Origin of the sequence: Shimia sp. MIT910701, from assembly GCF_047126315.1 — a bacterium.
Lineage (GTDB): Bacteria > Pseudomonadota > Alphaproteobacteria > Rhodobacterales > Rhodobacteraceae > Shimia.
This window is the reverse complement of record NZ_CP138953.1, coordinates 1,018,670-1,040,876: the sequence shown is the minus strand read 5'-3', so window position 1 is coordinate 1,040,876 and position 22,207 is coordinate 1,018,670. Positions and strand designations below refer to the sequence as shown.

At 61.4% G+C, this 22,207-nt stretch carries 18 protein-coding genes; 6 read left to right on the top strand and 12 right to left on the bottom strand.

The features are described from left to right. Positions 1-13: 13 nt before the first annotated feature. The 8 genes from SIB38_RS04915 to SIB38_RS04880 all read right to left on the bottom strand — a co-directional run bounded on the left by SIB38_RS04915 (position 14) and on the right by SIB38_RS04880 (position 11,541). Positions 14-496, bottom strand: a complete 483-nt coding sequence (locus SIB38_RS04915) for an RNA pyrophosphohydrolase (protein WP_294116551.1) — start codon at positions 494-496, stop codon at positions 14-16. Between the two features lie 183 nt (positions 497-679). Next, on the bottom strand, positions 680-2,017 hold the full coding sequence (locus tag SIB38_RS04910) for a S41 family peptidase (RefSeq protein ID WP_294116552.1): 1,338 nt from the start codon (positions 2,015-2,017) through the stop codon (positions 680-682). 3 nt (positions 2,018-2,020) lie between these two features. Next, entirely contained in the window at positions 2,021-3,121 is a 1,101-nt protein-coding gene (locus SIB38_RS04905; RefSeq protein WP_412551532.1) for a murein hydrolase activator EnvC family protein, read from the bottom strand. Between the two features lie 41 nt (positions 3,122-3,162). Beyond that, on the bottom strand, positions 3,163-4,683 hold the full coding sequence (gpmI, locus tag SIB38_RS04900; RefSeq protein WP_412552023.1) for a 2,3-bisphosphoglycerate-independent phosphoglycerate mutase: 1,521 nt from the start codon (positions 4,681-4,683) through the stop codon (positions 3,163-3,165). 186 nt (positions 4,684-4,869) lie between these two features. Further along, positions 4,870-6,909: a hypothetical protein gene (locus SIB38_RS04895; RefSeq protein ID WP_294116554.1), complete on the bottom strand. Its 2,040-nt coding sequence runs from the start codon at positions 6,907-6,909 to the stop codon at positions 4,870-4,872. Continuing rightward, positions 6,906-9,656, bottom strand: coding sequence for a DUF4159 domain-containing protein (locus SIB38_RS04890; protein ID WP_294116555.1), 2,751 nt, complete (start codon positions 9,654-9,656; stop codon positions 6,906-6,908). The genes SIB38_RS04895 and SIB38_RS04890 overlap by 4 nt, the downstream gene beginning before the upstream one ends. Continuing rightward, positions 9,653-10,537 (bottom strand): DUF58 domain-containing protein, encoded by an 885-nt coding sequence (locus SIB38_RS04885; protein ID WP_294116556.1) that lies wholly within the window; start codon positions 10,535-10,537, stop codon positions 9,653-9,655. The genes SIB38_RS04890 and SIB38_RS04885 overlap by 4 nt, the downstream gene beginning before the upstream one ends. Then, on the bottom strand, positions 10,534-11,541 hold the full coding sequence (locus SIB38_RS04880; RefSeq protein WP_412551531.1) for an AAA family ATPase: 1,008 nt from the start codon (positions 11,539-11,541) through the stop codon (positions 10,534-10,536). The genes SIB38_RS04885 and SIB38_RS04880 overlap by 4 nt, the downstream gene beginning before the upstream one ends. 67 nt (positions 11,542-11,608) lie before the next feature. Here SIB38_RS04880 and SIB38_RS04875 point away from each other — a divergent pair, with 67 nt between their 5' ends. Continuing rightward, entirely contained in the window at positions 11,609-12,199 is a 591-nt protein-coding gene (locus tag SIB38_RS04875) for a DUF1285 domain-containing protein (RefSeq protein ID WP_294116558.1), read from the top strand. A 92-nt stretch (positions 12,200-12,291) separates the two neighbouring features. Continuing rightward, positions 12,292-13,044 (top strand): hydroxypyruvate isomerase family protein, encoded by a 753-nt coding sequence (locus tag SIB38_RS04870; RefSeq protein WP_294116559.1) that lies wholly within the window; start codon positions 12,292-12,294, stop codon positions 13,042-13,044. A 90-nt stretch (positions 13,045-13,134) separates the two neighbouring features. Here SIB38_RS04870 and polA read toward each other — a convergent pair whose 3' ends face one another. Further along, positions 13,135-15,945: a DNA polymerase I gene (polA, locus tag SIB38_RS04865; RefSeq protein WP_294116560.1), complete on the bottom strand. Its 2,811-nt coding sequence runs from the start codon at positions 15,943-15,945 to the stop codon at positions 13,135-13,137. Between the two features lie 249 nt (positions 15,946-16,194). On the opposite strand from polA, the gene SIB38_RS04860 reads away from it, so the two are divergent. From SIB38_RS04860 to SIB38_RS04850, 3 genes are all read left to right on the top strand, one after another. Further along, complete coding sequence (locus tag SIB38_RS04860) at positions 16,195-17,250, top strand: saccharopine dehydrogenase (protein WP_412551530.1); 1,056 nt, start codon at positions 16,195-16,197, stop codon at positions 17,248-17,250. A 13-nt stretch (positions 17,251-17,263) separates the two neighbouring features. Further along, positions 17,264-18,406 (top strand): saccharopine dehydrogenase family protein, encoded by a 1,143-nt coding sequence (locus SIB38_RS04855; protein ID WP_294116563.1) that lies wholly within the window; start codon positions 17,264-17,266, stop codon positions 18,404-18,406. Positions 18,407-18,524: 118 nt separating this feature from the next. Then, positions 18,525-19,148 carry a LysE family translocator gene (locus tag SIB38_RS04850; protein WP_294116564.1) on the top strand — a complete coding sequence of 208 codons (624 nt, stop codon included), beginning with the start codon at positions 18,525-18,527 and terminating at the stop codon, positions 19,146-19,148. Between the two features lie 6 nt (positions 19,149-19,154). On the opposite strand, the gene SIB38_RS04845 is transcribed toward SIB38_RS04850, so the two are convergent. Then, complete coding sequence (locus SIB38_RS04845; protein WP_294116566.1) at positions 19,155-19,748, bottom strand: NAD(P)H-dependent oxidoreductase; 594 nt, start codon at positions 19,746-19,748, stop codon at positions 19,155-19,157. A gap of 103 nt (positions 19,749-19,851) precedes the next feature. Here SIB38_RS04845 and SIB38_RS04840 point away from each other — a divergent pair, with 103 nt between their 5' ends. Next, positions 19,852-20,430: a TetR/AcrR family transcriptional regulator gene (locus SIB38_RS04840; RefSeq protein ID WP_294116567.1), complete on the top strand. Its 579-nt coding sequence runs from the start codon at positions 19,852-19,854 to the stop codon at positions 20,428-20,430. A gap of 2 nt (positions 20,431-20,432) precedes the next feature. Here SIB38_RS04840 and SIB38_RS04835 read toward each other — a convergent pair whose 3' ends face one another. Next, a complete protein-coding gene (locus SIB38_RS04835; RefSeq protein ID WP_412551529.1) occupies positions 20,433-21,476 on the bottom strand; it encodes a Hint domain-containing protein in 1,044 nt (347 codons plus the stop codon). Between the two features lie 306 nt (positions 21,477-21,782). Continuing rightward, positions 21,783-22,109 carry a DUF3775 domain-containing protein gene (locus SIB38_RS04830; RefSeq protein WP_168590677.1) on the bottom strand — a complete coding sequence of 109 codons (327 nt, stop codon included), beginning with the start codon at positions 22,107-22,109 and terminating at the stop codon, positions 21,783-21,785. Positions 22,110-22,207 lie beyond the last annotated feature (98 nt).

Sequence of the window (22,207 nt, the reverse complement as noted above, 5' to 3'; positions counted from 1 at the left end):
TAGAAAACAAGGTTCAGAGATGCGTTTCAAAAGCGGCCACAACCTGCTCATACACCTCACGCTTGAACGGCACGATATTGGCCACCAACTGGTCCGCTGGCAGCCAGCGCCACTCGGAAAACTCCTGATGGTCCAGCGCGATATTGACCTGCTCATCACGGCCCTGAAACCGCATCAGATACCACTTCTGCTTCTGGCCCCGGTACTTGCCTTTCCAGATGCGCGAAGCAATCTCCAGCGGCAGATCATAGGCAATCCAGCCCTCGGTTTCGGCTTCAATGGTCACCAAAGACGCCGACACACCGGTCTCTTCCTCAAGCTCGCGCAGCGCGGCGTCGCGCGGCGCTTCACCCTTGTCGATCCCGCCCTGGGGCATCTGCCAGGCCGGCTCCTTGCTGTCGATGCGCTGGCCCACAAACACGCCACCCTCGGCGTTCACCAGCATCACGCCCACATTCTTGCGATACGGCAGCTTTTCCAGCTCTTCAGGGGTCATTTGCGCACTCCAAACACAGATCTCTCCCCGTCCTAGCGAAGCGCCTCCCCGGACGCAATGCGCCTGGGCTTCTCCTTCCCTAAATATCCCGGGGAGTCACAGCCTGCTGTGACGGGGCAGCGCCCCTCAAACCAAAACGGGCGCCCCCACCGGGACGCCCGCAAATCTCACGCACTGCGCAGCTTACTCTTTTGGACCCAACGCCGACAGACCGGTCAGGATGTCCAGCGCATAGGCCAGTTGATAATCCTCTTCGCGCAGCTTGGCGGCTTCTTCCGCCTTGGCACGATCTTCCTCGATCTGACGCACCTCATCCTCGGACAGGCTGTCGTTGTTGAGGCTGCCGCGCAGGTCCGCCTCAGAGCGGGTGCGGCGGTTGGTGTCCTCTTCCTCCTCCGGCGTCTCTGCAGCCCGGCGCGGCTGTTCCACCACAATGTCCGGGCTCACGCCGAGCGCCTGAATGGAGCGGCCCGACGGCGTGTAATAGCGCGCCGTGGTCAAGCGCATCGCGCCATCGCCGCGCAGTGGCATCACCGTCTGGACAGAACCTTTACCAAAGCTCTTTGTGCCCACAACAATCGCACGACGGTGGTCCTGCAGCGCACCGGCCACAATCTCAGACGCCGAGGCAGACCCACCGTTGATCAGCACCACAATCGGCTTGCCTTCGGCCAGATCCCCTGGCGTCGCGTTGTAGCGCTCACCATCTTCTGGGTTGCGGCCGCGGGTAGAGACAATCTCGCCCTTTTCAAGGAAATTGTCGGAGACCTTGATTGCCTGCGTCAGCAAACCACCGGGGTTGTTGCGCAAGTCCAGCACAATCCCGTTCACGTTCTCCATGCCACCCAGCTCTTCAACCTGCTTATTGAAGCCTTCCACCAGGTTTGGCGTGGTCTGATCGTTAAAAGTGGTCACCCGCAGCACCACGCTCTCGCCGACATTGCGGCTGCGCACAGCGGTCAGCTTGATGGTGTCGCGCACAATCGTCACGTCAAACGGCTCCGGTTCGCCTTCGCGCACCACGGTGATCACGATCTCGCTGCCCACTGGGCCGCGCATCTTTTCAACCGCTTCGTCCAGGGTCAGACCCAGCACACTTTCGCCATCCACATGGGTGATAAAGTCGCCCGCTTCGATGCCCGCCGCATCCGCCGGGGTTTCATCAATTGGCGAGACAACTTTCACAAAGCCTTCTTCCTGCGTCACCTCGATGCCCAGGCCGCCAAACTCGCCACGGGTCTGCACCCGCATGTCATCGGCATCATCCGGGCTCAGATAGCTGGAATGCGGGTCCAGAGAGGTCAGCATACCGTTGATCGCCGCTTCGATCAGATCGGCGTCATCCACCTCTTCCACATATTGAATGCGGATGCGTTCAAAAATGTCGCCAAACAGGTCCAGCTGTTCATAGACATTGGACTTGCGCGCGCTTTCCTCTGCCAACAGCGGCCCGGCCACCTGTGTGGTGACCAACAGACCGGCCACAATGCCTCCCGCTGCTGCGGCGACGAATTTCTTCATAGGTTATCCATCCTCATTCGTTTGGAACCACATTTCCGGGTCCACAGGCGCTTTGCCTTCTCTGACCTCTATATAGAGCGTTTCTGAGCGCGCATTGCCAGAGGCTTCACCAGACTGTGAGAGAATTGCGCCACTTTCCAGCCCATTTCCTCCCATTAGGCCAATTGGCGCGCCCTCAGGAATCACTTCGCCCGCGTCCCCGTAAACCTGCGCCAAACCTCCTAGCACAAAGAGTACGCCAGGTTGCGGCTCAAGGATCATCACATTGCCGTAGTCCAACAATGGCCCGCGATAGCGGATTGTCGCCGCTGTGGGGGAGACCACCAAAGCGCTAGGTCGCGTCGCCAGCACCAGACCGGGGCGTCGAATGCCCGCCGCGTCCGCCTCTCCTGCGCGGCGCAGCATGCTGGCTTCCACCGGCAAACGCAGGCTGCCTTTGCGGTCCATCACATCCGGCAGGACGATCTCTGCCATGCCCTCCACCTGCAAATCCACCAGCGCACTGGCAAAGCCTTCCAGCGTTTCGGTGGAGGCAATCAGCAGCGCGGTTTGCACCGGGTCTTCCGTGAAGCGCTTGGGCAAATCGGTGCGATCGGCAATGGCTTTGGACAATTCGGTCCGCGCGTCCTGCGCGCCTTCCAGCCCGTCCTGCAACGTATCCGCAGCGCCTTCCTGCAGGCTGCGCAAGATAGTCACTTCTTCCAAATCCCGCCGCAACTCTGCTGCGCTCTTCTCCAACGCAGGAGTCACATCCGCAAGGATCATGCCGGACCGTGCCGTGCCCATTGGCCCACCAGGGTGCACCATGATCACCTCCGGCGGGCCTTTTCCCATGCTTTGCAACACGCCCAGCAAACTGGCAATCTCCGCCTCTTGCGCCTTGAGCTGCTTGGACAACTGCGCCTCACGAATGGCCGCACGCCGCAGTCCTGCCCGCAGGGCCGTCAACCCGGTCTCATAGGCCTGCACCACACCGGTCAGCGACTTTACCCGATCGCGCCCGCCTTTGGCCTGTGCCAAGGCCACCGAGGCCGCCTCCAGCTGATCCACAGCCTCCCGCGCCGCCGTCGCCGGATCTGGCTCGCCCCACGCGGGGACGGCCATCAACGCCAAAGACGCCGCAAGGATATATCCGCGCAGAGCCCTCAAACGATCAGGCTCTCTCCGGTCATCTCTTCCGGCTGCGCCAGTCCCATCAACTGCAACAGGCTGGGCGCCAGATCGGCCAAGCGCCCGGCCCGCAAGCCAGCGCCTTCTGGCCCATTCACCAGCACCACAGGCACCAGATTGGTGGTATGCGCCGTGTGCGGCCCGCCGGTCTCGGGATCAACCATCACTTCGCAGTTGCCGTGATCCGCGGTGACAATCATCGCCCCGCCAACCTTTTCCAGCGCTGCGCGCACCTTGCCCAGCCCGCGATCGACTGCCTCACAGGCCGCCATCGCCGCCTCAAGGCTGCCGGTGTGGCCGACCATGTCCGGGTTGGCGTAGTTGGTCACGATCAGGTCATAGCCATGCTCAATCGCGGCAACAAACTTCTCGGTGACCTCATCGGCGCTCATTTCCGGCTGCAAATCATAGGTCGCCACTTTTGGCGACAGCGGCATAAACCGATCCTCGCCTTCAGAAGGCGTCTCTTCCCCGCCGTTCAGGAAGAAGGTCACATGCGGGTACTTCTCGGTCTCCGCCAAACGGAACTGCGTCTTGCCTTTCTTGGCCACCCATTCGCCAAGCGTGTTTTTGATTTCTTGCTTGGGATAGGCGGTGGTCATGTAGCCATTGTGCTGTTCGGAATAGTCCACCATGCCCAGCACCGCAGCCCAGTCAGGACGCGCGGAGGCATCAAAGGCGTCAAAATCCGGCTGCGCCAGCGCCGCCAAAATCTCCCGTGCCCGGTCGGCGCGGAAGTTCAAACAGAAGAACCCGTCGCCGTCTTTTGCGCCCGCATAATCGCCAATGGTAGTCGCCACGATAAACTCATCGCTTTCATCGCGCGCATAGGCCGCTTCCACCGCCGCAACACCGTCTGCCGCTTTGTACTCTGCGTCACCTGTCACCCAAGCGCCAAACGCCTGAGACACTCGCTCCCACCGATTGTCGCGATCCATTGCATAGTAGCGCCCGGTCACGGTGCCAACTTTGGCGCCTTCCGGCATCTGCGCTTGCAGGGCTGCAAAGTATTCCAGCGCCGACTTCGGCGCCACATCACGCCCATCCGTGACCGCATGCAGCACCACAGGCACGCCCGCGTCCGCAATCGCTTTCATTGCCGCCAGCACATGGGTGATATGTCCATGCACCCCGCCGTCAGAAACCACACCCATCAAATGCGCTGTCCCGCCGGTGTCTTTCAGCTTGGCAATAAACGCCTGCAGGGCCGCATTCTCAAAAAACGATCCGTCTTCAATGGCCAGATCAATCTGCCCGAGATCCATCGCCACCACTCGGCCCGCCCCGATGTTGGTATGGCCCACCTCGGAGTTGCCCATCTGCCCGCTTGGCAGACCGACATCCGGCCCATGGGTGATCAACGTCGCATGTGGCCCGTCGGCCATCATCGCATCAAAGTTTGGAGTTTTCGCCAGAGAGGGCGCGTTTGCCTCGGTTTGATCGGACAGCCCCCAGCCATCCAGAATGCACAATACAACGGGCTTTGGCGCCATGATCACTTGCTCCAATAGGTAGGTCGGCCTCAATTACAGGCGTTCTACCGCGCAGGCTGCCGCGAAGGAACCGGTTTTTGGGGTAGCTGGGGTGGAAAGCGCCCGCCGGTGGAGAAATGGGGGCCAACCCCCGCCGCCCTGACGGGCGACTCCCCCGGGATATTTGGGGCAAGAAGAAGCAGGGGAACCCTACCGCCGACCTTCGCGCAGCCACCCCATCAGGATAAACCCGGACGCCAAAAGCAGCACCAACCAGCCCGGCAACAGCGGCGCCCGCGCCACGTCCAGCGTCTCAAATGCCTCCCTTGGTGTCAGGCCAATCCAATTGCGCCCCGCCGCTGGGCGGCCTTCGCGCACATTGCGCACGCCCGGCACGCCGTCTTCCAGCCTCAACACCCCACCTCGCGTTGCCTCCAGTAGCGGCGTCAACGCTTCCGCGCTTGCGATGGTGGTCTCAAACTCCCGCGGTGCCGCAGGACCAAGCCCCACAACGGTTTCCATGTCATCCTGAGCAAGGCGATAAAGCCCCATCTCCAGCCCTTCAAAGGTAGTTTCAAACTGCCCCGGCGCGCCCTCGCGCATCTCCAGCGTGACCGTCTCGCCGCTTGGCGTGGTAATGGTCAGCGGTCCCACGGCCTCTTCCAGACTGCGACGCACAATCCGCAGCGTCTGCCCCGTGGGCTCGGCCCAAAGCGCCTCTTCTTCCAGCTCCGGCTCGCCCATCATCCAATGCGCCAACCGCCGCAACAGCTCCAACTGCGGGCCGCCACCTTCATAGCCTCGCGCCCAAAGCCAGGCGTGATCGGAAGCCAAAAGCGCCACGCGCCCCTCTTCCACCCGATTGAGCACCAATAGCGGCCGATCCTCACTACCGGTCATCAACACATCGCCCGCATCCGGCGTCACCTCAATCTGCCGCAGCCAGCGCCCCCAGGTCTCTTGCTCCGGCAAGCCCGCCGTCACCGGATGGCGCGCCCCAAGCTCTGACACGGTTGGCGCGTAGGCCTCATCCACAACCCGCGCCGTTGGGCTGGCGGGCAGCACTTCGGCCAATGGCGAGCGAAAAATACTATCAGCCGAGGCATAATCCGGCCCCGCCGCGACAAGCACCGCCCCACCTTTACGCACGTAATCCGCCACGTTTTCCAGATACAGAGACGGCAAAATCCCGCGCCGTTGATAGCGGTCAAAGATGATCAGGTCGAAATCCTCAACCTTCTCCAAAAACAACTCCCGCGTTGGGAAGGCAATCAACGACAACTCGCTCACCGGCACGCCGTCTTGCTTCTCCGGGGGACGCAAAATGGTGAAATGCACCAGATCCACACTGGCGTCCGACTTCAGCAGGTTGCGCCAAGTCCGCCCGCCTGGATGTGGCTCACCGGACACCAACAATACGCGCAACCGATCCCGCACGCCGTTGATCTGCACCAGCGCGGCGTTGTTGCGATCGGTCAGCTCTCCGTCAGCCATCGGCACCGAAAACTGGATCACATTGCGGCCACCATGGGACAACGTCACCGGCAGATCAATGTCACGATCCAACGGCACAGAGAACCGCTGCGGATCGTCGCCATCAATGGAAATATCCACCTCCACACGGTCGGTATCGGTGGGTGCTGCGCCAGTGTCCTCAATCCGCAGGGTCAGCGTCACCGGCTCACCCAGAATGGCAAAGGCGGGGGCGTTTTTGATGCTCAACCGCCGATCCCAATCGCCTTCACGCCCGGATTGTAGCAAATGAAACGGCGCCGGCAGGTCGGGTGCGCGATCCATGTCATGCACCTGCCCGTCACTCAAGGCCACAATACCGGCAATCCGCCCACGCGGCTCCTGCGCCAAAGCCTCAGACAGCGCCGCCATCAACTCCGTGCCGCCGTCACCATCCGCATCGCCCACATCAATCCGGCGCACTTCGGTGTTGTCCCGCGCCGCCAGGCGTGCCTCCAAAGCCGCCGCCGCGTCTTCGGTCTGCGCCTCGCGATCACTCAACCGCTGGCTGGCAGAGCCATCCACCAGCATCAGAACAATATCACTCAGCGCCGCGCGGTTTTCGGTCTGCAACACCGGCCCCGCCAAAGCTGCCAAAATCACCAGACCCGCCGCCCCACGCCAAGCCCATCCGGCCAAGCCGCGCCACAGCGCCACCGAAATGGCCACCGTGCTCAGCACCGCCAAAACCGCCAAAAGCCACAGCGGCACAATCGGATCAAACACCACGCCCGTCATTGGCCCAACCGATCCAGCAACGCAGGCACATGCACCTGATCGCTCTTATAGTTCCCGGTCAGCACATGCATGATCAGGTTCACTCCAAAGCGATAGGCCAGCTCCCGCTGCCGCTCACCCGCTCGACCGCGGCCCACCGGGAACAACGTGTTGCCACGTGTGTCCACCGCCCAGGCCGCACCCCAATCATTGCCGCCAATCACCACCGGTGTAACCCCGTCATTCAGATTGCGAAACGGCATGCCTTCAATCTTTTCCGCATCCGCAGGCGCCGCCTCAACCCAGACATCACGGCTCATGTAGCGCCCCGGAAAATCCTGCAGCAGGTAAAACGTCCGCGTCAGCACATGATCCTCCGGCAGCGGGTCAAGCGGCGGAATGTCCAAACCAGCCGCAAGCCTCTGCAACTTCCGCCCCGTTGGGCTGCTCGCGCCAAACCGCGCCACATCGCTGTCGCGCGTGTCAAACAGGATCATACCGCCACTGCGCAGATAGGCGTTGAGCTTGCCATAGGCCTCTTGCGACGGGGTGGGCTGATCCGGCGTGATCGGCCAGTAGAGAAACGGATAAAACGCCAGCTCATCGGTCTCCAGATCCACTGTCACCGGGTCCGCAGGCTCCACCGACGTGCGGAAGTAAAGCACATTGCTCAACCCCCGCAGCCCCGCCAGCGCGATGTCATCGACCTCACGATTGCCGGTACGCACATGGCCCAACACCACCTCCTGCGCATGGCTGGCCGTGGCGGACACTTCCTGCGCAAAGCCGTCTGCTGCTGGCAACATCAGCGCCAAGGCCACAGCCGCCAACCGCGCGCCCCAAAGCCGCCCGGACACAAACAAAGACGCCAGCACATCCAGCGCCAAAATCACCAAAGCCGCCGCAAGGAAATAGCCCGACAGATCCGTCGTCACCGCCCCGCGCAGCCCTTCTACCGGCACGGTTACTGGCCAAGTTGCAGGCGCCAGCTCTGTGTCACGCGCCATCACATGCAGCGCCAACACCTTCTCCCCATCCCGGTACAACCCGGGCTGCAAGTCTGGCCCCACGCGCCCCTCTGCCAAGGTCTCGCCCGCCACGCCGGGCAGGGTCTGTGCATCTTCCAAGCGTCCAAATCCATCCAGCACTTTCAGCGGCTGCCAAGTGGTGCCCGCCAAGCGCGCCTCGGCCTCGTCCCCCACCGCACTCAGCACCGCTAAACGGTCCAGCATCTGCACAAACAGACCCGACAAAGGCAACCCGGACCACTCCGCATTGGCGGTCACATGCACCAGCACCACCTGCCCCTGCCCCACAGCCTTACGCGTCACCAGCGGCGTGCCATCACTCAGGCTGGCAATCACCCGCTCCGCCAAAGTTGGGTCCGGTTGCGCCATCACCTGCGCCGTCACGGTCACCTCATCGGGTACCGGCAAGCCATAAAACGGGCTCTCCACATCAAACGGCGCCAGCGACTTAGGCTCGCCCCAACTCATCGCGCCGCCGACACTTCTGCCACCCGCACGCAGGCGCACTGGCAACAACGGGTCTTCCTCGGTGCGGCTGATCTCACTCGCCGCCAAACGCGGCCCGGCAAAGCGCAACAGCAGCCCGCCGTTTTCGAGCCACTCAATCATCGCCGCGGTCTCGCCCTCAGACAACACCGCCACATCGGCCAAAACAATCACGTCAGGATTGGCGGGCAGAATGTCACTCAACGCGCCTTCGATCACATCCGCCGTCGGCACCAAGGCCTGTCGCAGATAGTGCAACGGCGACAACAGCTGCAGCCCCTCGCGGTCTTCCCGCCCGGCAATGAGCGCCACCTCGCGCCGCCGCAGGCTGTCATCACTGAGCGCAACTGCCCCCGCCGAACGCACCCCCGCAATCTCAAACCGCGTCAACCGCGCGCGCAGCTCGCTTGGCAAGACAAGCGCGTTCTCGCTCGACTGCGCGCCTTCTTCAAACACCAGCGGCAAGCTTGCCAAAACCTGTTCCGTGCCACCGGGATCGGTGCCGATCGCCAGTGCCGTGACCTCCTGCGCAATCGCCACCTCGCTGCGCTGCGCGGTCATCACCAGTTTGCCGTCTTCATAACTGGGCGGCATCAACGCCATGGCCCCGCGCCCGGTCTGCACCACCCGCACCGCGCCCTTGTCCTGCAACGCCGCCAGCAAATCATCGCGACCTTCGCGGGCCACACCGTCTGACAGCCACACCGTGTCAAACCCATCCGCAGCCGCAAACGTCTCGGCAAACGCGGCCATCGCCGCTTCATCCGCCGCCCAGGCCATCGGCACCACGCCCGCCATGCGCGACTTCCACGCATCCGCCTGCAGGAACAACAGCGGCTCCGGCGCGCTCAACCGCTGCACCGCTGCCACGCGCCCATCCCGCGCCGCTTCATCCAGCAGCGCTGTGACCATATCCCGCCGCGCGTCCCAATCCGGTGCCGAGGCCCAACTGCCGTCCATCAAAATCAACAGCGGCCCGCTACCAGCCTCGCGAGTTTGTGGGTTCAGCACCGGCCCCGCCAGCCCGACAATCACCGCCGCTACCGCCAGCATCCGCAGCAACAACAACCACCACGGCGTGCGATCCGTGACCGTGTCCTCGTCGCTCAGCCCAAGCAGCAGCACCACGCCGGGAAACCGCCGCCGGATTGGCGCCGGCGGAATCGCCCGCAAAATCAACCACAGCACCGGCAGCGCGATCAGTGCCACCAGCACCCAAGGGGCGGTAAATCCTATGGGCAAGCCAAAGATCATCCGCGCCGCTCCAATGCCCGATGCAACCACAACAACGCCGCCTGCGCGGGTTGCCCCGTGCTGTGATGGCCATAGAGCCAGCCGGTAGCACGACATAGGTCTTTCAAAGCCGCCTGCCGTTCTGCCAACCGCTCCAGATACCGCGGCCGCAGATCATCCGCTTTCTTGGTATCGTGGCTCAGACTGCCGCCCATGCTCTCAAAAATCGCCCGGCCCTTATAGGGAAAATCCTCTTCTGCCGGGTCCAGCACCTGCAAACACGCCCCCATGACCCCACGATCCGCCGCTTTGGTCAGCGCCGCTTGCACCGCGTCAAAATCCCCCATGAAGTCAGAGACAAACACCGCCCGCGCATGTGGCAGCATGGCCCGCGACTCTGGCGTGCCATAGTCCGGCGTCTCGCCACCGACATCGTCGCGCAAAAACATCTCCGCCAGCCGCAAAATCTGCGCCTCTCCCCGACGGGGCGGCAAATCCGTGCCGGTCAACCCGACCCGTTCGCCGCTGCGAATGAGCAGGATCGCCAAGGCCAAGGCCAAAAGCCGCGCCCGATCCGCCTTCTGCGGTGTTTCCTTATCGCTGGCAAACAACATCGACGGGGCCGTATCGACCCACATCATCACCGACTGGGCCACCTGCCATTCGCGCTGCCGCACAAACTGCGCATCCGATTTGGCCGACCGCCGCCAGTCAATCATGCGCAGGCTGTCGCCAGGCTGCACCGGCCGGTACTGCCAGAAATCATCGCCCATGCCTGCGCGCCGCCGCCCATGCTCGCCGAGCAACACCGTGCCCGCCAAATGCTCCGCATGTGCCAACAGGGGCGGTAGGCTGGCGGCCTCCGCCTCAGCCTGACTGCGCAGATAGGGCGCTGCACTCACGCGGCGGCTCCAACATTGTCAAATCGCGACACCGTTTCGGCAATCAGCCACGCAAGGTTCTCGCCCCGCGCCCGTGCCGCAAAGGTCAGCGCCATCCGGTGGCTCAACACCGGACCGGCCATGTCAATCACGTCCTGCGCATTGGGCGCGAGCCGCCCTTGCAACAACGCCTGCGCCCGCACCGTCATCATCAAGGCCTGCGCCGCGCGGGGTCCCGGCCCCCAGGCCACATTTTCACGCACCGCCTCGGTCGCCGTCTCGTCATCCGGACGGCACGCCCGCACCAGATCCAGGATCAGCTCCATCACGCTTTCGCCAACCGGCATACGCCGCAGCAGCGTTTGCGCCGCGATCAACTCCTCTGCGGTAAACACCGCATGGGCCTCTTCCTCTTCCACACCGGTGGTGGCCAAAAGAATATCGCGCTCCGTGTCACGATCCGGATATGGCACATCAATCTGCACCAAGAACCGGTCCAATTGCGCCTCCGGCAACGGATAGGTGCCTTCCTGTTCAATCGGGTTTTGCGTTGCGAGCACATGGAACGGCGCATCCAGCGGGCGATCCGCCCCGGCCACCGTCACCTGTTTCTCCTGCATCGCCTGCAACAGCGCGGATTGCGTCCGCGGGCTGGCGCGGTTGATTTCATCCGCCATCAACAGCTGACAAAAAATCGGCCCCGGCACGAATCGGAACTCCCGCGTGCCGCCTTTGCCTTTCTCCAAAACCTCAGAACCGAGAATATCGGCGGGCATCAAATCCGGGGTGAACTGCACCCGGTTGCCATTAAGCCCCATCACAGTCGACAGCGTGTCCACAAGGCGGGTTTTGCCCAGGCCCGGCAGGCCGATCAGCAGCGCATGCCCCCCACAGAGCAAGGCCGAAAGCGTCAGATCAACAACCTGTTCTTGTCCGATAAAGCGCTTGGTGATCGCCGCCTTGGCCTCCGCCAATTTGCCGCCCAGCTCTTCAATCTCTGCGACAAGGTTGTCCACATCCGCCATACTGTGTCTCCCGTAACTCTACCTGCTTACGTTGACAGTAACGCGCTCAGATGAAATGGCAAAAGCAATGAGGGAACAATTTCCTGTGAAAGTGAACGCAGACACCATCGCCGCCTCCGCCACCGCCGCCGTGAAAGCGCGCGGCCCGGCACCTGTGCACCTGTGGAACCCGCCTTTTTGCGGCGATCTGGACATGCGCATCGCCCGCGATGGCACTTGGTTTTACGAAGGCAGCCCAATCAATCGCCCCGCCATGGTGAAAATGTTCTCCAACATCCTGCGTAAGGATGGCGACAAATACGTGCTCGTCACGCCCGTCGAAAAGGTCGGCATCACGGTCGAAGACGCGCCCTTTGTGACCGAAGATTTCGAGGTGATGGGCGAGGATGACACCCAAGTTCTGACCTTCGAGACCCACGTCGGCGACCTTGCCACAGCGGGGCCGGACAATCCAATCCGCGTCGACATCGACCCGGAAACGGACCAACCTGCCCCCTACGTCACTGTCCGCGCCAACCTCGAAGCCCGCATCACCCGCAAGGCGTTTTATCGCCTTGTGGAGCTGGGCACGCATCAGGACGTCAACGGCCAAAGCATGTTTGGCGTGATGTCTTCCGGCGTGTTTTTCCCCTTCCTGCCATCAGAGGCGCTGGACTAAGGCAAACTTCCGCCAAACCGTTCAAACTTGCGGAATTTCAGACTGTTCCGCGCGCGGCAAAGCTGGAATAACCCTCGCCAGAGGAGACACCGATGCCCAGATTTGCCGCCAACCTGACCATGTTGTTTGCCGAATTTCCGGAGTTGGACCGTTACGAGGCCGCCGCCGAGGCAGGCTTTGAGGCGGTGGAAATCCTCTTCCCCTATGAGACTCCCGCGCCGGAAACCCAGCGGGCTTTACTGCGCAACGGCCTCTCGCTGGAGCTGATAAACTGCCCGCCGCCCAACTACACCGGCGGCGACCGTGGCTTTGCCGCTGTGCCCGGTTTAGAGGACCGTTTTCAACGCGATTTCCGGCGCACTCTGCGCTACGCCGACATGCTGCGCGCCCGCATCGTGCACATCATGGCGGGCGTTGCGTCAGGTGATGACGCCCGCGCCACTTTTGTCGAAAACCTGAAATGGGCCTGCGCCTTCGCCCCCAAACAGCAGCTCACCATCGAGCCGATCAACGATGTCGATATGCCGGGGTACTTTCTGAACAACTTCGATCTGGCGGCGGAGATTTTGGACGAGGTCAACGCCCCCAATCTGGCGCTGCAGTTTGATACCTATCACGCCCATAAAATCCACGGCGACGTGCTGGGCTGCTGGGACAAACATAAGGACCGCGTGCGCCACATTCAGATCGGCGGGTTGCCAGACCGCAAAGAGCCGGTGAAGTCAAAACACTTCGACTATCCGGCGTTCTTCGAGATGCTGGATGAAACCGGCTACACCGGTGCCGTCAGCGCCGAATACAATCCAGCCAAACGCACCGAACAAGGCTTGGGCTGGCTTTCATAAGGATCGCGCCCGAGCCTGGGTGGGGGCTGAAAGCGCCCTCCCGTGGGGAGGGTCGGGCGCGGTCCGGGCTTGCAGCCCGAACTAACCACCTTAATGCGCCTCGGCCCAATTGGCCCCACGCCCCGCATCCACTGTCAATGGCACGTCCAGCTTGATGGCAGGCTCCGTGGCCCGCTGCATCACGTCGCGGGCGACCTCGATGGTTTCGTCAACCGCCGCATCCTCGACTTCAAAGATCAATTCGTCATGCACCTGCAGAAGCATTTTCGCAGGCAGCTCCTTGATCGCCTCCGGCATACGGATCATTGCGCGCCGGATGATGTCCGCCGCCGTGCCTTGGATCGGCGCATTGATCGCCGCGCGATAGGCAAAGCTGGCGCGTGGCCCCTTGGCGTTGATCTCCGGCGTGTGGATTTTACGGCCAAACAGCGTCTGCACATAGCCGTGCTCTTTGGCAAACGCCTTGGTCTGATCCATATAGGTCCGAATGCCCGGGAAGCGCTCAAAATAGCGGTTGATGAAGTCCTGCGCCTCGCCGCGCGGAATGCGCAGATTGCGCGCCAGACCAAAGCCGGAAATGCCATAGATCACACCAAAGTTGATCGCCTTGGCACGGCTGCGCACCTCGCTGGTCATCTCTTCCATCGGCACATCAAACACCTCGGACGCGGTCATGGCGTGGATGTCGTGCCCATCGCGGAACGCCGCTTTGAGGGCATCAATCTCGGCAATATGCGCGAGAATGCGTAATTCCACTTGCGAGTAGTCGAGCGAAATCAGCGTCTTGCCTTCCTCCGCCACAAAGGCCTCGCGAATGCGCCGCCCTTCCTCGGAGCGCACCGGAATGTTCTGCAGGTTTGGATCGGTGGAGGCCAAACGCCCGGTGTTGGCCCCGGTCTGCACATAAGACGTGTGCACCCGCCCTGTGTCCGCGTTGATGTGCGTCTGCAACGCGTCGGTATAGGTCGACTTCAGCTTGCTCAACTGCCGCCAATCCAGCACCAGCCCCGGCAGAGCGTGTTCAGTGGCCAGATCCTCCAGCACGTCCACACCCGTGGCATAGGCCCCGGTCTTACCCTTCTTGCCGCCCGGCAGCTCCAGCTTATCAAACAGGATTTCACCCAGCTGCTTGGGGGACCCCACGTTAAACGTGCCCCCTGCCAGTTCGTGAATCTCCGCCTCAAGCGCGGCCATTTTCTGCGCAAAGGCATTGGACATCCGCGAGAGCGTGTCGCGATCCACTTTGACGCCATGCCGTTCCATCTGCGCCAACACCGGCACCAGTGGACGCTCCAGTGTTTCATAAACCGAAGTCACCTGCCGCCGGTGCAGCTTTGGCTTGAACAGCTGCCACAAGCGCAGCGTGATGTCGGCATCTTCCGCCGCATAAGGCAGCGCGTCCTCAATTGGCACCTTGTCAAAGGTGATCATGCTCTTGCCACTGCCAATCAATGACTTAATCGGCACCGGTTGGTGACTCAGATAGCGCTCGGACAGCGCATCCATGCCGTGATTGTGCTCACCCGCGTGCAGCGCATAAGACAGCAGCATGGTGTCATCAATCGGCGCCACGGTGATGTTGTAATTGGCAAACACCTTGCAGTCATATTTGGCGTTCTGGAAGATCTTCAGCACAGCCGGATCTTCCAACACCGGCTTCAGCGCGTCCAAAACCTCATTGAGCGGCATCTGCCCCTCTTGCAGCTCATCGCCCCCAAACAGGTCGTCGCTGGCGCCCTTCTTATGCCCCACCGGGATGTAGCAGGCCTCACCCGGCTCCACACTCAAACAGATCCCCGCAAGCTCCGCGACCATCTCATTGAGCGAGTTGGTTTCCGTGTCCACCGCCACATAGCCACGTTTCATTATGGCGGCGATCCAGCGGTCCAGCGCCGCGCGGTCTTTCACCCATTCGTATTTGGACGCGTCAAACGGCACATCATCCTGCGCAGGCACCTCATCCGCGGCACTCGCGACAGGCTCCGGAATGGTCGGCGCTTCCACGCCCAGCTTGTCCGCCGCCCGTTTGATCTGTGTGCGGAACTCCATCTCCGCCAGGAAACCCAACAACGCTTCCGGTTCCGGGTCGCGCACTTCCAGATCGTCCAGCGTGAAGTCCAGCTCCATCTCGCAGTCCAGCTGCACCAATCGTTTGGACAGCTCAATCTGGTCGCGTTTTTCGATCAGCGTCTGGCGACGTTTGGGCTGTTTGATTTCTTCCGCCCGGTCCAGCAGGCTTTCCAGATCGCCATATTCGTTGATCAACAAGGCCGCAGTCTTGATGCCAATGCCCGGTGCGCCCGGCACGTTGTCCACGCTGTCACCGGCCAGCGCCTGCACGTCCACCACACGCTCCGGCCCAACGCCAAATTTTTCATGCACCCCGTCGCGGTCAATGCGCTTGTTTTTCATCGCATCGAGCATTTCCACGCCGTCGCCGACCAGCTGCATCAGATCCTTGTCTGAACTGATAATGGTACAGCGCCCACCGGCGTCCCGCGCCTGACAAGCGAGCGTGGCGATGATGTCATCTGCCTCAAAGCCTTCGACCTCTTTGCAGGCAATGTTGAAGGCTTTGGTGGCCTCCCGCGTCAGCGGAAACTGCGGCACCAAGTCTTCCGGCGCAGGCGGACGGTTCGCCTTGTATTGATCATACATCTCATTGCGAAACGACTTGCCGGAGTAATCAAAAATCACTGCCACATGGGTGGGCGCATCTGGCCCGGAATTGTCCTCCACATAACGCTGCAACATGTTGCAGAACCCCGCCACGGCCCCCACAGGCAAGCCGTCTGACTTCCGCGTCAACGGCGGCAGCGCGTGATAGGCCCGAAAGATAAAGGCCGACCCATCGATCAGATGCAGGTGACATCCTTTGCCAAAACCCTCTCCAACACTCATGGCGCGCTCCCGTTTTGTTCTGCTTTGGCCCCGTTGTGCCATGCCGCCCCTCTCGGTGCCAGTCGAAAACCTGCGCAAGGGGGGCGCTGCCCCCATCGCCGCATGCGGCGACTCCCCCGGGATATTTGGAGAAGGAGAAGATGGAGGCAGAGCGTGGCGGGACCTGCCGCGCAAAAGACGCAGCGGCGCGGCTCTTGCCATCGTCGCAAGGGGCTGATCTATGGAAATGCGAATATGAGGGGAGCCAAGATGACTCATCTTTGGGTACGGGCCGAACAGCGGCCAAATGAGGAGCGGGTGGGGCTAACACCCGAAGGTGCAAAAGCACTGCTGGACAAGGGCATCCGCGTCACCGTGGAGGAAAGCTCGGTGCGGGCCATTCCGATTGACGGCTACAAAGCCGCAGGGTGTGACATCGCCGCGGAAAACAGCTGGCCGGACGCGCCCCGCGACGCCATCATCTTTGGCCTCAAAGAACTGCCCGAAGACGGCACGCCTCTGCCACACCGCCACATCATGTTTGGCCACGCCTTCAAAGGCCAGCATTCTGGCGTGGCCCTGCTCAAGCGCTTCAAAGAAGGTGGCGGCACGCTGTATGATCTCGAATATCTGGTGGACGACACCGGCCGCCGCGTTGCCGCCTTTGGCTATTGGGCGGGCTATGCCGGGTCTGCCGTGACCCTAAAATCCTGGGCTGCCCAACAACGCGGGGAGCTCTGCGCTCCGGTGGGCGTCTACGCAGGCAAAGACGCCCTGCTGGCAGACCTTGGCGCAGAACTCGACGCGCTGTCCAAAGACCGCCCCTCTGCCATCGTGATTGGCGCGCTGGGGCGCGTTGGCACCGGCGCTGCCGACCTGCTCGAAGCCATGGGCTGCACCGTCACCAAATGGGACATGGCGGAAACCGCCTCTGGCGGCCCGTTCCCGGAAATCTTGCACCATGACCTGTTCCTGAACTGCATCTTTGCCCGCCCCGGCACGCCCGTATTTGTGCCAAAAGAGGCCCTTACGGCCGACCGCAAACTGACCGCCATTGGCGACGTGGCTTGCGATCCCGACAGCGACTACAACCCGGTGCCGATTTATGACCGCGCCACCACATGGGAGGCCCCCGCCCTGCGCGTGGCCGAGGCCCCAGTGCTGGACGTCATGGCGATCGACAACCTGCCATCCATGCTGCCGGTGGAAAGCTCGGAAGACTACGCCGCGCAGCTGCTCGACACTTTGATGAAACTCGATGACCTCAGCGACGGTGTCTGGACCCGCGCCGAGGCCGACTTCATCACCCATTCCAAAAATCTCTGAGGGGAGAAGAGACATGACAATCCACTGGTGTGGCACCGGCCTCTCGGCCATTCCCGGCCTACGCCGCCTGATCGAAGGCGGCCGCGCGGTCACCGTCTGGAACCGAACCGTTGAAAAAGCACAAGAGGCCGTCGGCGATCTGACCAAAGACATCCGCGCCTTCGACATCGCAGCGCTAGGAGCTGTGCTTGAGTCTGGCGACGTTGTTGTCTCCATGCTGCCGGGCGACTGGCACGTGCCGCTGGCCGAATTGTGCATCGAGAAAGGTGCGAACTTTGTCAGCTCCTCCTACATCGCGCCAGAAATGAAGGCACTCGATGCCAAGGCCAAAGAGGCCGGCATCGCCTGCGTGAACGAAGTGGGCCTGGACCCGGGCATCGACCACCTGATGGCGCATGCTCTGGTGGCCGACTACCGCGCCTCCGCCGCCTATGACACAGACAACACCCTCAGCTTCATCAGCTACTGCGGCGGCGTGCCCAAACATGCCAACCCGTTCCGCTACAAATTCAGCTGGTCCCCGCTTGGCGTGCTCAAAGCCCTGCGCTCGCCCTCCCGCTCGATCCGCGACGGCAAACCTCTGGACGTGAACCGTCCTTGGGACGCGATCAGCAGTTATGAGGCGCCGCTGGCGGAGGCAGAAACCTTCGAGGTCTACCCGAACCGCGACAGCATTCCCTTCATGGAAGACTACAAATTTGACCCAGCCTGGAAGGTTGACACCTTTGTACGCGGCACTTTGCGCCTGAACGGCTGGGCCGAGGCGTGGTCCGACGTTTTCCACGAAATCGAAACGCTTTCCGGCCCCGAAGGCGACGCGCGTCTCAAAGAAATGTCCGACCAGTTCTGGGACGAAAACTCCTATGACGAAGGCGAGCCGGACCGCGTGATCCTCTGTGTCGGCCTCAAAGCCGAAAAAGACGGCGCCGAGGTCTACCACAAAACCTACGCCATGGACGCCTGGGGTGACGCACGCGGCACCGCCATGGCGCGTCTCGTGTCGATCCCTGTGTCCCTCGCCATTGAGGCCGTGCTGGACGGCAAGATTGCCCCCGGCGTGCACGCGGCGCCGTCTGAAGAAGCGCTGTTCTCCGAGTGGCTCGACCACATTGGCACACTGGCGCAACACATGCAGATCGTCGATCACACCGCTTGATCTTTTAACACTCCGGCGCAGCCCGTACTTCTTGGGCTGCGCCCCTCTCTCAAATCCCCTTGCCATTCCCATCTGACTGCGAAAGTCTGCGCCACAACCCGAAGGTGAGGAGCGCGACATGTCATTGGAAACCTGGATTGCCTTTGTATTGGCCAGCGCGCTGGTTGTGCTGATCCCTGGACCCAACATTGTTCTGACAATCAATCACGCGGTGCGCTCTGGCAAACGCTCAGGCCTCGCCACCATTCCCGGCATTTCTGCAGGGGCCTTTGTCGGCATGTCTGTGTCCCTTATGGGCGCAGGCGCGGTGCTTTCGGCCTCCACCACGCTTTTTACGCTGATGAAGCTCATTGGCGCGGTGTATCTGGTCTGGCTCGGCATCAGCCTCTGGCGCGCACCCGCCGAGAGCATTGGCTCAAACGAAGTAGATCAAAAACCGCTCAGGCCCTTGTTCTGGCAGTCTTTCCTGATCAGCGCGCTCAACCCCAAAGGCCCGGCGTTTTACATCGCCTTTGTGCCACAGTTTGTGACCCTGTCGCAGCCGGTGCTGCCGCAATTCGCGATCCTGATCGCCACCTTTGTGGGTGTCGCCACGCTCAACACCGTGTTCTGGCTGCTCTGCGCAGATGGGCTACGCGGGCTGTTTCAACACCCGCGCGCCATGCGCAGCCTCAATCGTGCGGGCGGCGGCTGCCTGATGGCGGCGGGCGTGTTGACCACACGAGTCTCACGCCACAGCTGACATCGCTCACACCGCCTGCGCGCCAATCCGGGCCGCTTTGGCCAGCCATTTCTCAACCGCGCCCGCCTTGGGATGGCTGGTGCCGTTGAACTGCGTCACCTTCACCGGTTTGATGCCGACAAACTCCAGAATTTGCTTCTGAATCTGCACGATCAGCGCGTTGCGATAGAACAGGCGGAACAGGAAACCCGGCGTGTCTGACAGAACCAGAACATGCCCAGTCTTGTCGGTCAGCAAAGGCGCCGGCAGGCCCAGCTTGGTGGTATTGCGCGTGTCAAAGGCGCGGCCAGGCAACAGAGCACGGTCAAACAAACCTTTCAGCTTTGCCGGCAATCCGCCCCACCACATTGGGGTCGCGACCACCACATGCTCGGCCCATTCCAGATCCTGCAACACCTGCTCCAACTCCGGCTCCAGCGGTTTTTGGTTCACATAGCCGCCAAAGCCATAATCCGGATCAAACTGCAGATCATGCAGATTTGTCATGCGCACCTGATGCCCGGCCTTGCGCGCCGCATTGGCATAGCTGTCAGCCAAACTCCCTGTCAGCGACTCCGCCGCCGGGTGTCCGTTCAAGATAAAAATCCGTTTCTGTGTCATTGCGAATCTCCAAATATTGACCACGGTCAATTTCATCGCACACAAAAATGACCGCGGTCAATTACAAATTTGACCACGGTCAAAATTCATGTCAAAACAGGCCATGGCCAAAGCAGTTCAACAACGCACCCTAAAAACCCGCGCCAAGCTTTTAGACGCCGCCCAAGCGGTGGTTTCAGAAAGCGGGTATGAAGCCATGCGGGTGGAGGAAGTGGTCTTGCGCGCAGGCGTCGCCAAAGGCACGTTTTTCTCTCATTTCAAAGACAAAGACGCGCTGATGGACCAACTGATCGGCGCGGAAATCGACCGTCATCTGGATGGCATAGACGCGCTGGACGCGCCGACGTCCATTGCAGAGATGGCCGACGCCATGATGCCTCTGATCACCTTCATGACCTGCGAGCGCTATGTCTTTGACGTGATTCTGCGCCACTCCGGCGCGGCGGCCAACGCAGACATTGGCCCCATTGCCATGACCTTTGGCCGCCACGCCGAGGTGGTGACCAAATGGCTCTGGGACCGCCCCTTCCGCAAAGACATCTCCGCCGAACTTCAGGCCGAAGGCGTGCAAGCCTTTATGGTACAAGCGATATCGCTGATGTTTTGCAGCCTGCACAACTCCGTCGCCCCGCGCGAACGGCTGGAAACCTACCTCGCCGCCTGGCTGATGCCATCGGCCTGAGCTCAGGCCGCCACGCGCACCAAATCGCGAAACACCGGACGCCCTTCTGCCATCTTGCGCCATGTCTGCGCCTCATGCGCCTTCATCGTTGGCAAAGCGGTCTGGGCAAAACGTGGCTTCAACCACGGCTTCGCCTCCAAAAGCTGATCCAACTCGGCCCGCGCTTCCACATCCAAGCTGTCCAACGCCTGATCGCCCAGAAACAGACTCTCCGCTTCGGCCCCATTGGCCTCCACAATGTGATGGCGATCAAACATCAAGTGCACATAGTCCACCCCGTCGCGCCACTCGCGCCCCGGAATGCCCGGCTGCGGCGCAAGATGTTTGGCATGCGCAAAAGCCGCCTCAGATGCGGACAGCATCTCCACCTGCCAGCCCCGCAGCGCAATGCGGTGCTGTTGCGAGACCCACAAATCCTGCGCAGGCATCCCCGGCGCAAGGCTACCCGCATCAATGCACACCGGGCGCAGACCTGCGTTCTGCAACATCTCCGCATAGGAAAAATGGCTTTTTGCCACCCAAAACACCTTGGCCGGTTTGCCTTTTGCAACACAGACAAAATCACCCGGTTGCAAGCTTTCCACTGCGCGCAGGCTGTCTGGGGTGGCAATCATGGTGCCCGGCAGGAAACACACCGGAATATCCTCCGGCGTGCGATCCGGTTTTTTCAGATCAAAATCGTCATCGTCAAACTCGTTCATGTCGTCTTCGTCGACATCCATCTCCGGGAAGAAGAACACGCGGGTGGACTCGCCGGGCTCGGGGTAATCCATGATGGTGATCACCGCCATCTCCTGTCCCCAGAACTGCTCGGGAATGTCGTCGTCTTTGGGCACTGTACCGGTCATCTCAAAACGAAAATCATATTCCTCGCCGTCGATCTCCACCGCCGTGTCCGGATCGACTTTCTTGCCATCGTTCTCCAGCACCAGATCGCCATCCTCACCTTTGGGCACAAAGGTGATCTCCTTGGCCGGATCATCGGTAGGCTCGATCTCTTTGTCTTTGCGGTGATTGTCGTCAAAACGACCCCAGAAACTGGACATGGGCGACCTCCTTCTGCACGACAGACCTCCCAACGCCGCCCCATGGGTTGCAAGGTTCAGACACAAGACAAAAGGGCACCGCCCGCAAAATGCAGGGTGCGGATGTTTCTTAAAAACAGGCGCAGCGTCAGTGGATCATGTAGTGGATCGGGCGGCGCGCAGGCGCGTCAGCCCTCCCTCTCGAGGCGCACATAAGAAGGCACTTTCCAAACGTAAAGACCCGCGCCAAAGCATGGCGCGGATCCCAAATCTGTTGGCGTAAAATCGCAAAACCTGTGGGCCAACCAGCCAATTTGTGCCGATAAATCAGCCCCGGCGGACCAGATCGTCCTCTTCATCAGACAGAGAAATGCCCAGCGCTTCCATGCCGTTTTCCAGATGATCTGACAGATGCGGCGAACCCAACAGGTAGTCAGCGGTTGGCACGGTGTTCTCGGTTTTGGCGGTCATGATCGCCTCTTCCAGATCATCGGCCATAAAGCTGTCGCGTCCGATCCACATCACCGCCACCAGGCTGGCCTGTTCGTCTTCATTCAGCCGATCAATAAACGCACGCAGCTCTCCCTCGGCCCGGTCCAGTTCCCGGGACATCAGCACAACCTGCGCCACCTTCCATGCAGAAATCTCAAGCATTTTTCGCGCCTCCAATTTGGTTTGGCCCAGTGTCACCCCCAGCATGCCCCACGTCTTTGACATGGCGCAAACTGTTTCTGACCACCGGGGCGCTGCCC

Excerpts from the sequence above, each read along its gene's own strand:
- SIB38_RS04915 (WP_294116551.1), bottom strand. The coding sequence starts at position 496 with ATGACCCCTGAAGAGCTGGAAAAGCTGCCGTATCGCAAGAATGTGGGC.
- SIB38_RS04910 (WP_294116552.1), bottom strand. The coding sequence starts at position 2,017 with ATGAAGAAATTCGTCGCCGCAGCAGCGGGAGGCATTGTGGCCGGTCTG.
- SIB38_RS04905 (WP_412551532.1), bottom strand. The coding sequence starts at position 3,121 with ATGGCCGTCCCCGCGTGGGGCGAGCCAGATCCGGCGACGGCGGCGCGG.
- SIB38_RS04895 (WP_294116554.1), bottom strand. The coding sequence starts at position 6,909 with ATGACGGGCGTGGTGTTTGATCCGATTGTGCCGCTGTGGCTTTTGGCG.
- SIB38_RS04890 (WP_294116555.1), bottom strand. The coding sequence starts at position 9,656 with ATGATCTTTGGCTTGCCCATAGGATTTACCGCCCCTTGGGTGCTGGTG.
- SIB38_RS04880 (WP_412551531.1), bottom strand. The coding sequence starts at position 11,541 with ATGGCGGATGTGGACAACCTTGTCGCAGAGATTGAAGAGCTGGGCGGC.
- SIB38_RS04875 (WP_294116558.1), top strand. The coding sequence starts at position 11,609 with ATGAGGGAACAATTTCCTGTGAAAGTGAACGCAGACACCATCGCCGCC.
- SIB38_RS04870 (WP_294116559.1), top strand. The coding sequence starts at position 12,292 with ATGCCCAGATTTGCCGCCAACCTGACCATGTTGTTTGCCGAATTTCCG.
- polA (WP_294116560.1), bottom strand. The coding sequence starts at position 15,945 with ATGAGTGTTGGAGAGGGTTTTGGCAAAGGATGTCACCTGCATCTGATC.
- SIB38_RS04860 (WP_412551530.1), top strand. The coding sequence starts at position 16,195 with ATGACTCATCTTTGGGTACGGGCCGAACAGCGGCCAAATGAGGAGCGG.
- SIB38_RS04855 (WP_294116563.1), top strand. The coding sequence starts at position 17,264 with ATGACAATCCACTGGTGTGGCACCGGCCTCTCGGCCATTCCCGGCCTA.
- SIB38_RS04850 (WP_294116564.1), top strand. The coding sequence starts at position 18,525 with ATGTCATTGGAAACCTGGATTGCCTTTGTATTGGCCAGCGCGCTGGTT.
- SIB38_RS04845 (WP_294116566.1), bottom strand. The coding sequence starts at position 19,748 with ATGACACAGAAACGGATTTTTATCTTGAACGGACACCCGGCGGCGGAG.
- SIB38_RS04840 (WP_294116567.1), top strand. The coding sequence starts at position 19,852 with ATGGCCAAAGCAGTTCAACAACGCACCCTAAAAACCCGCGCCAAGCTT.
- SIB38_RS04835 (WP_412551529.1), bottom strand. The coding sequence starts at position 21,476 with ATGTCCAGTTTCTGGGGTCGTTTTGACGACAATCACCGCAAAGACAAA.
- SIB38_RS04830 (WP_168590677.1), bottom strand. The coding sequence starts at position 22,109 with ATGCTTGAGATTTCTGCATGGAAGGTGGCGCAGGTTGTGCTGATGTCC.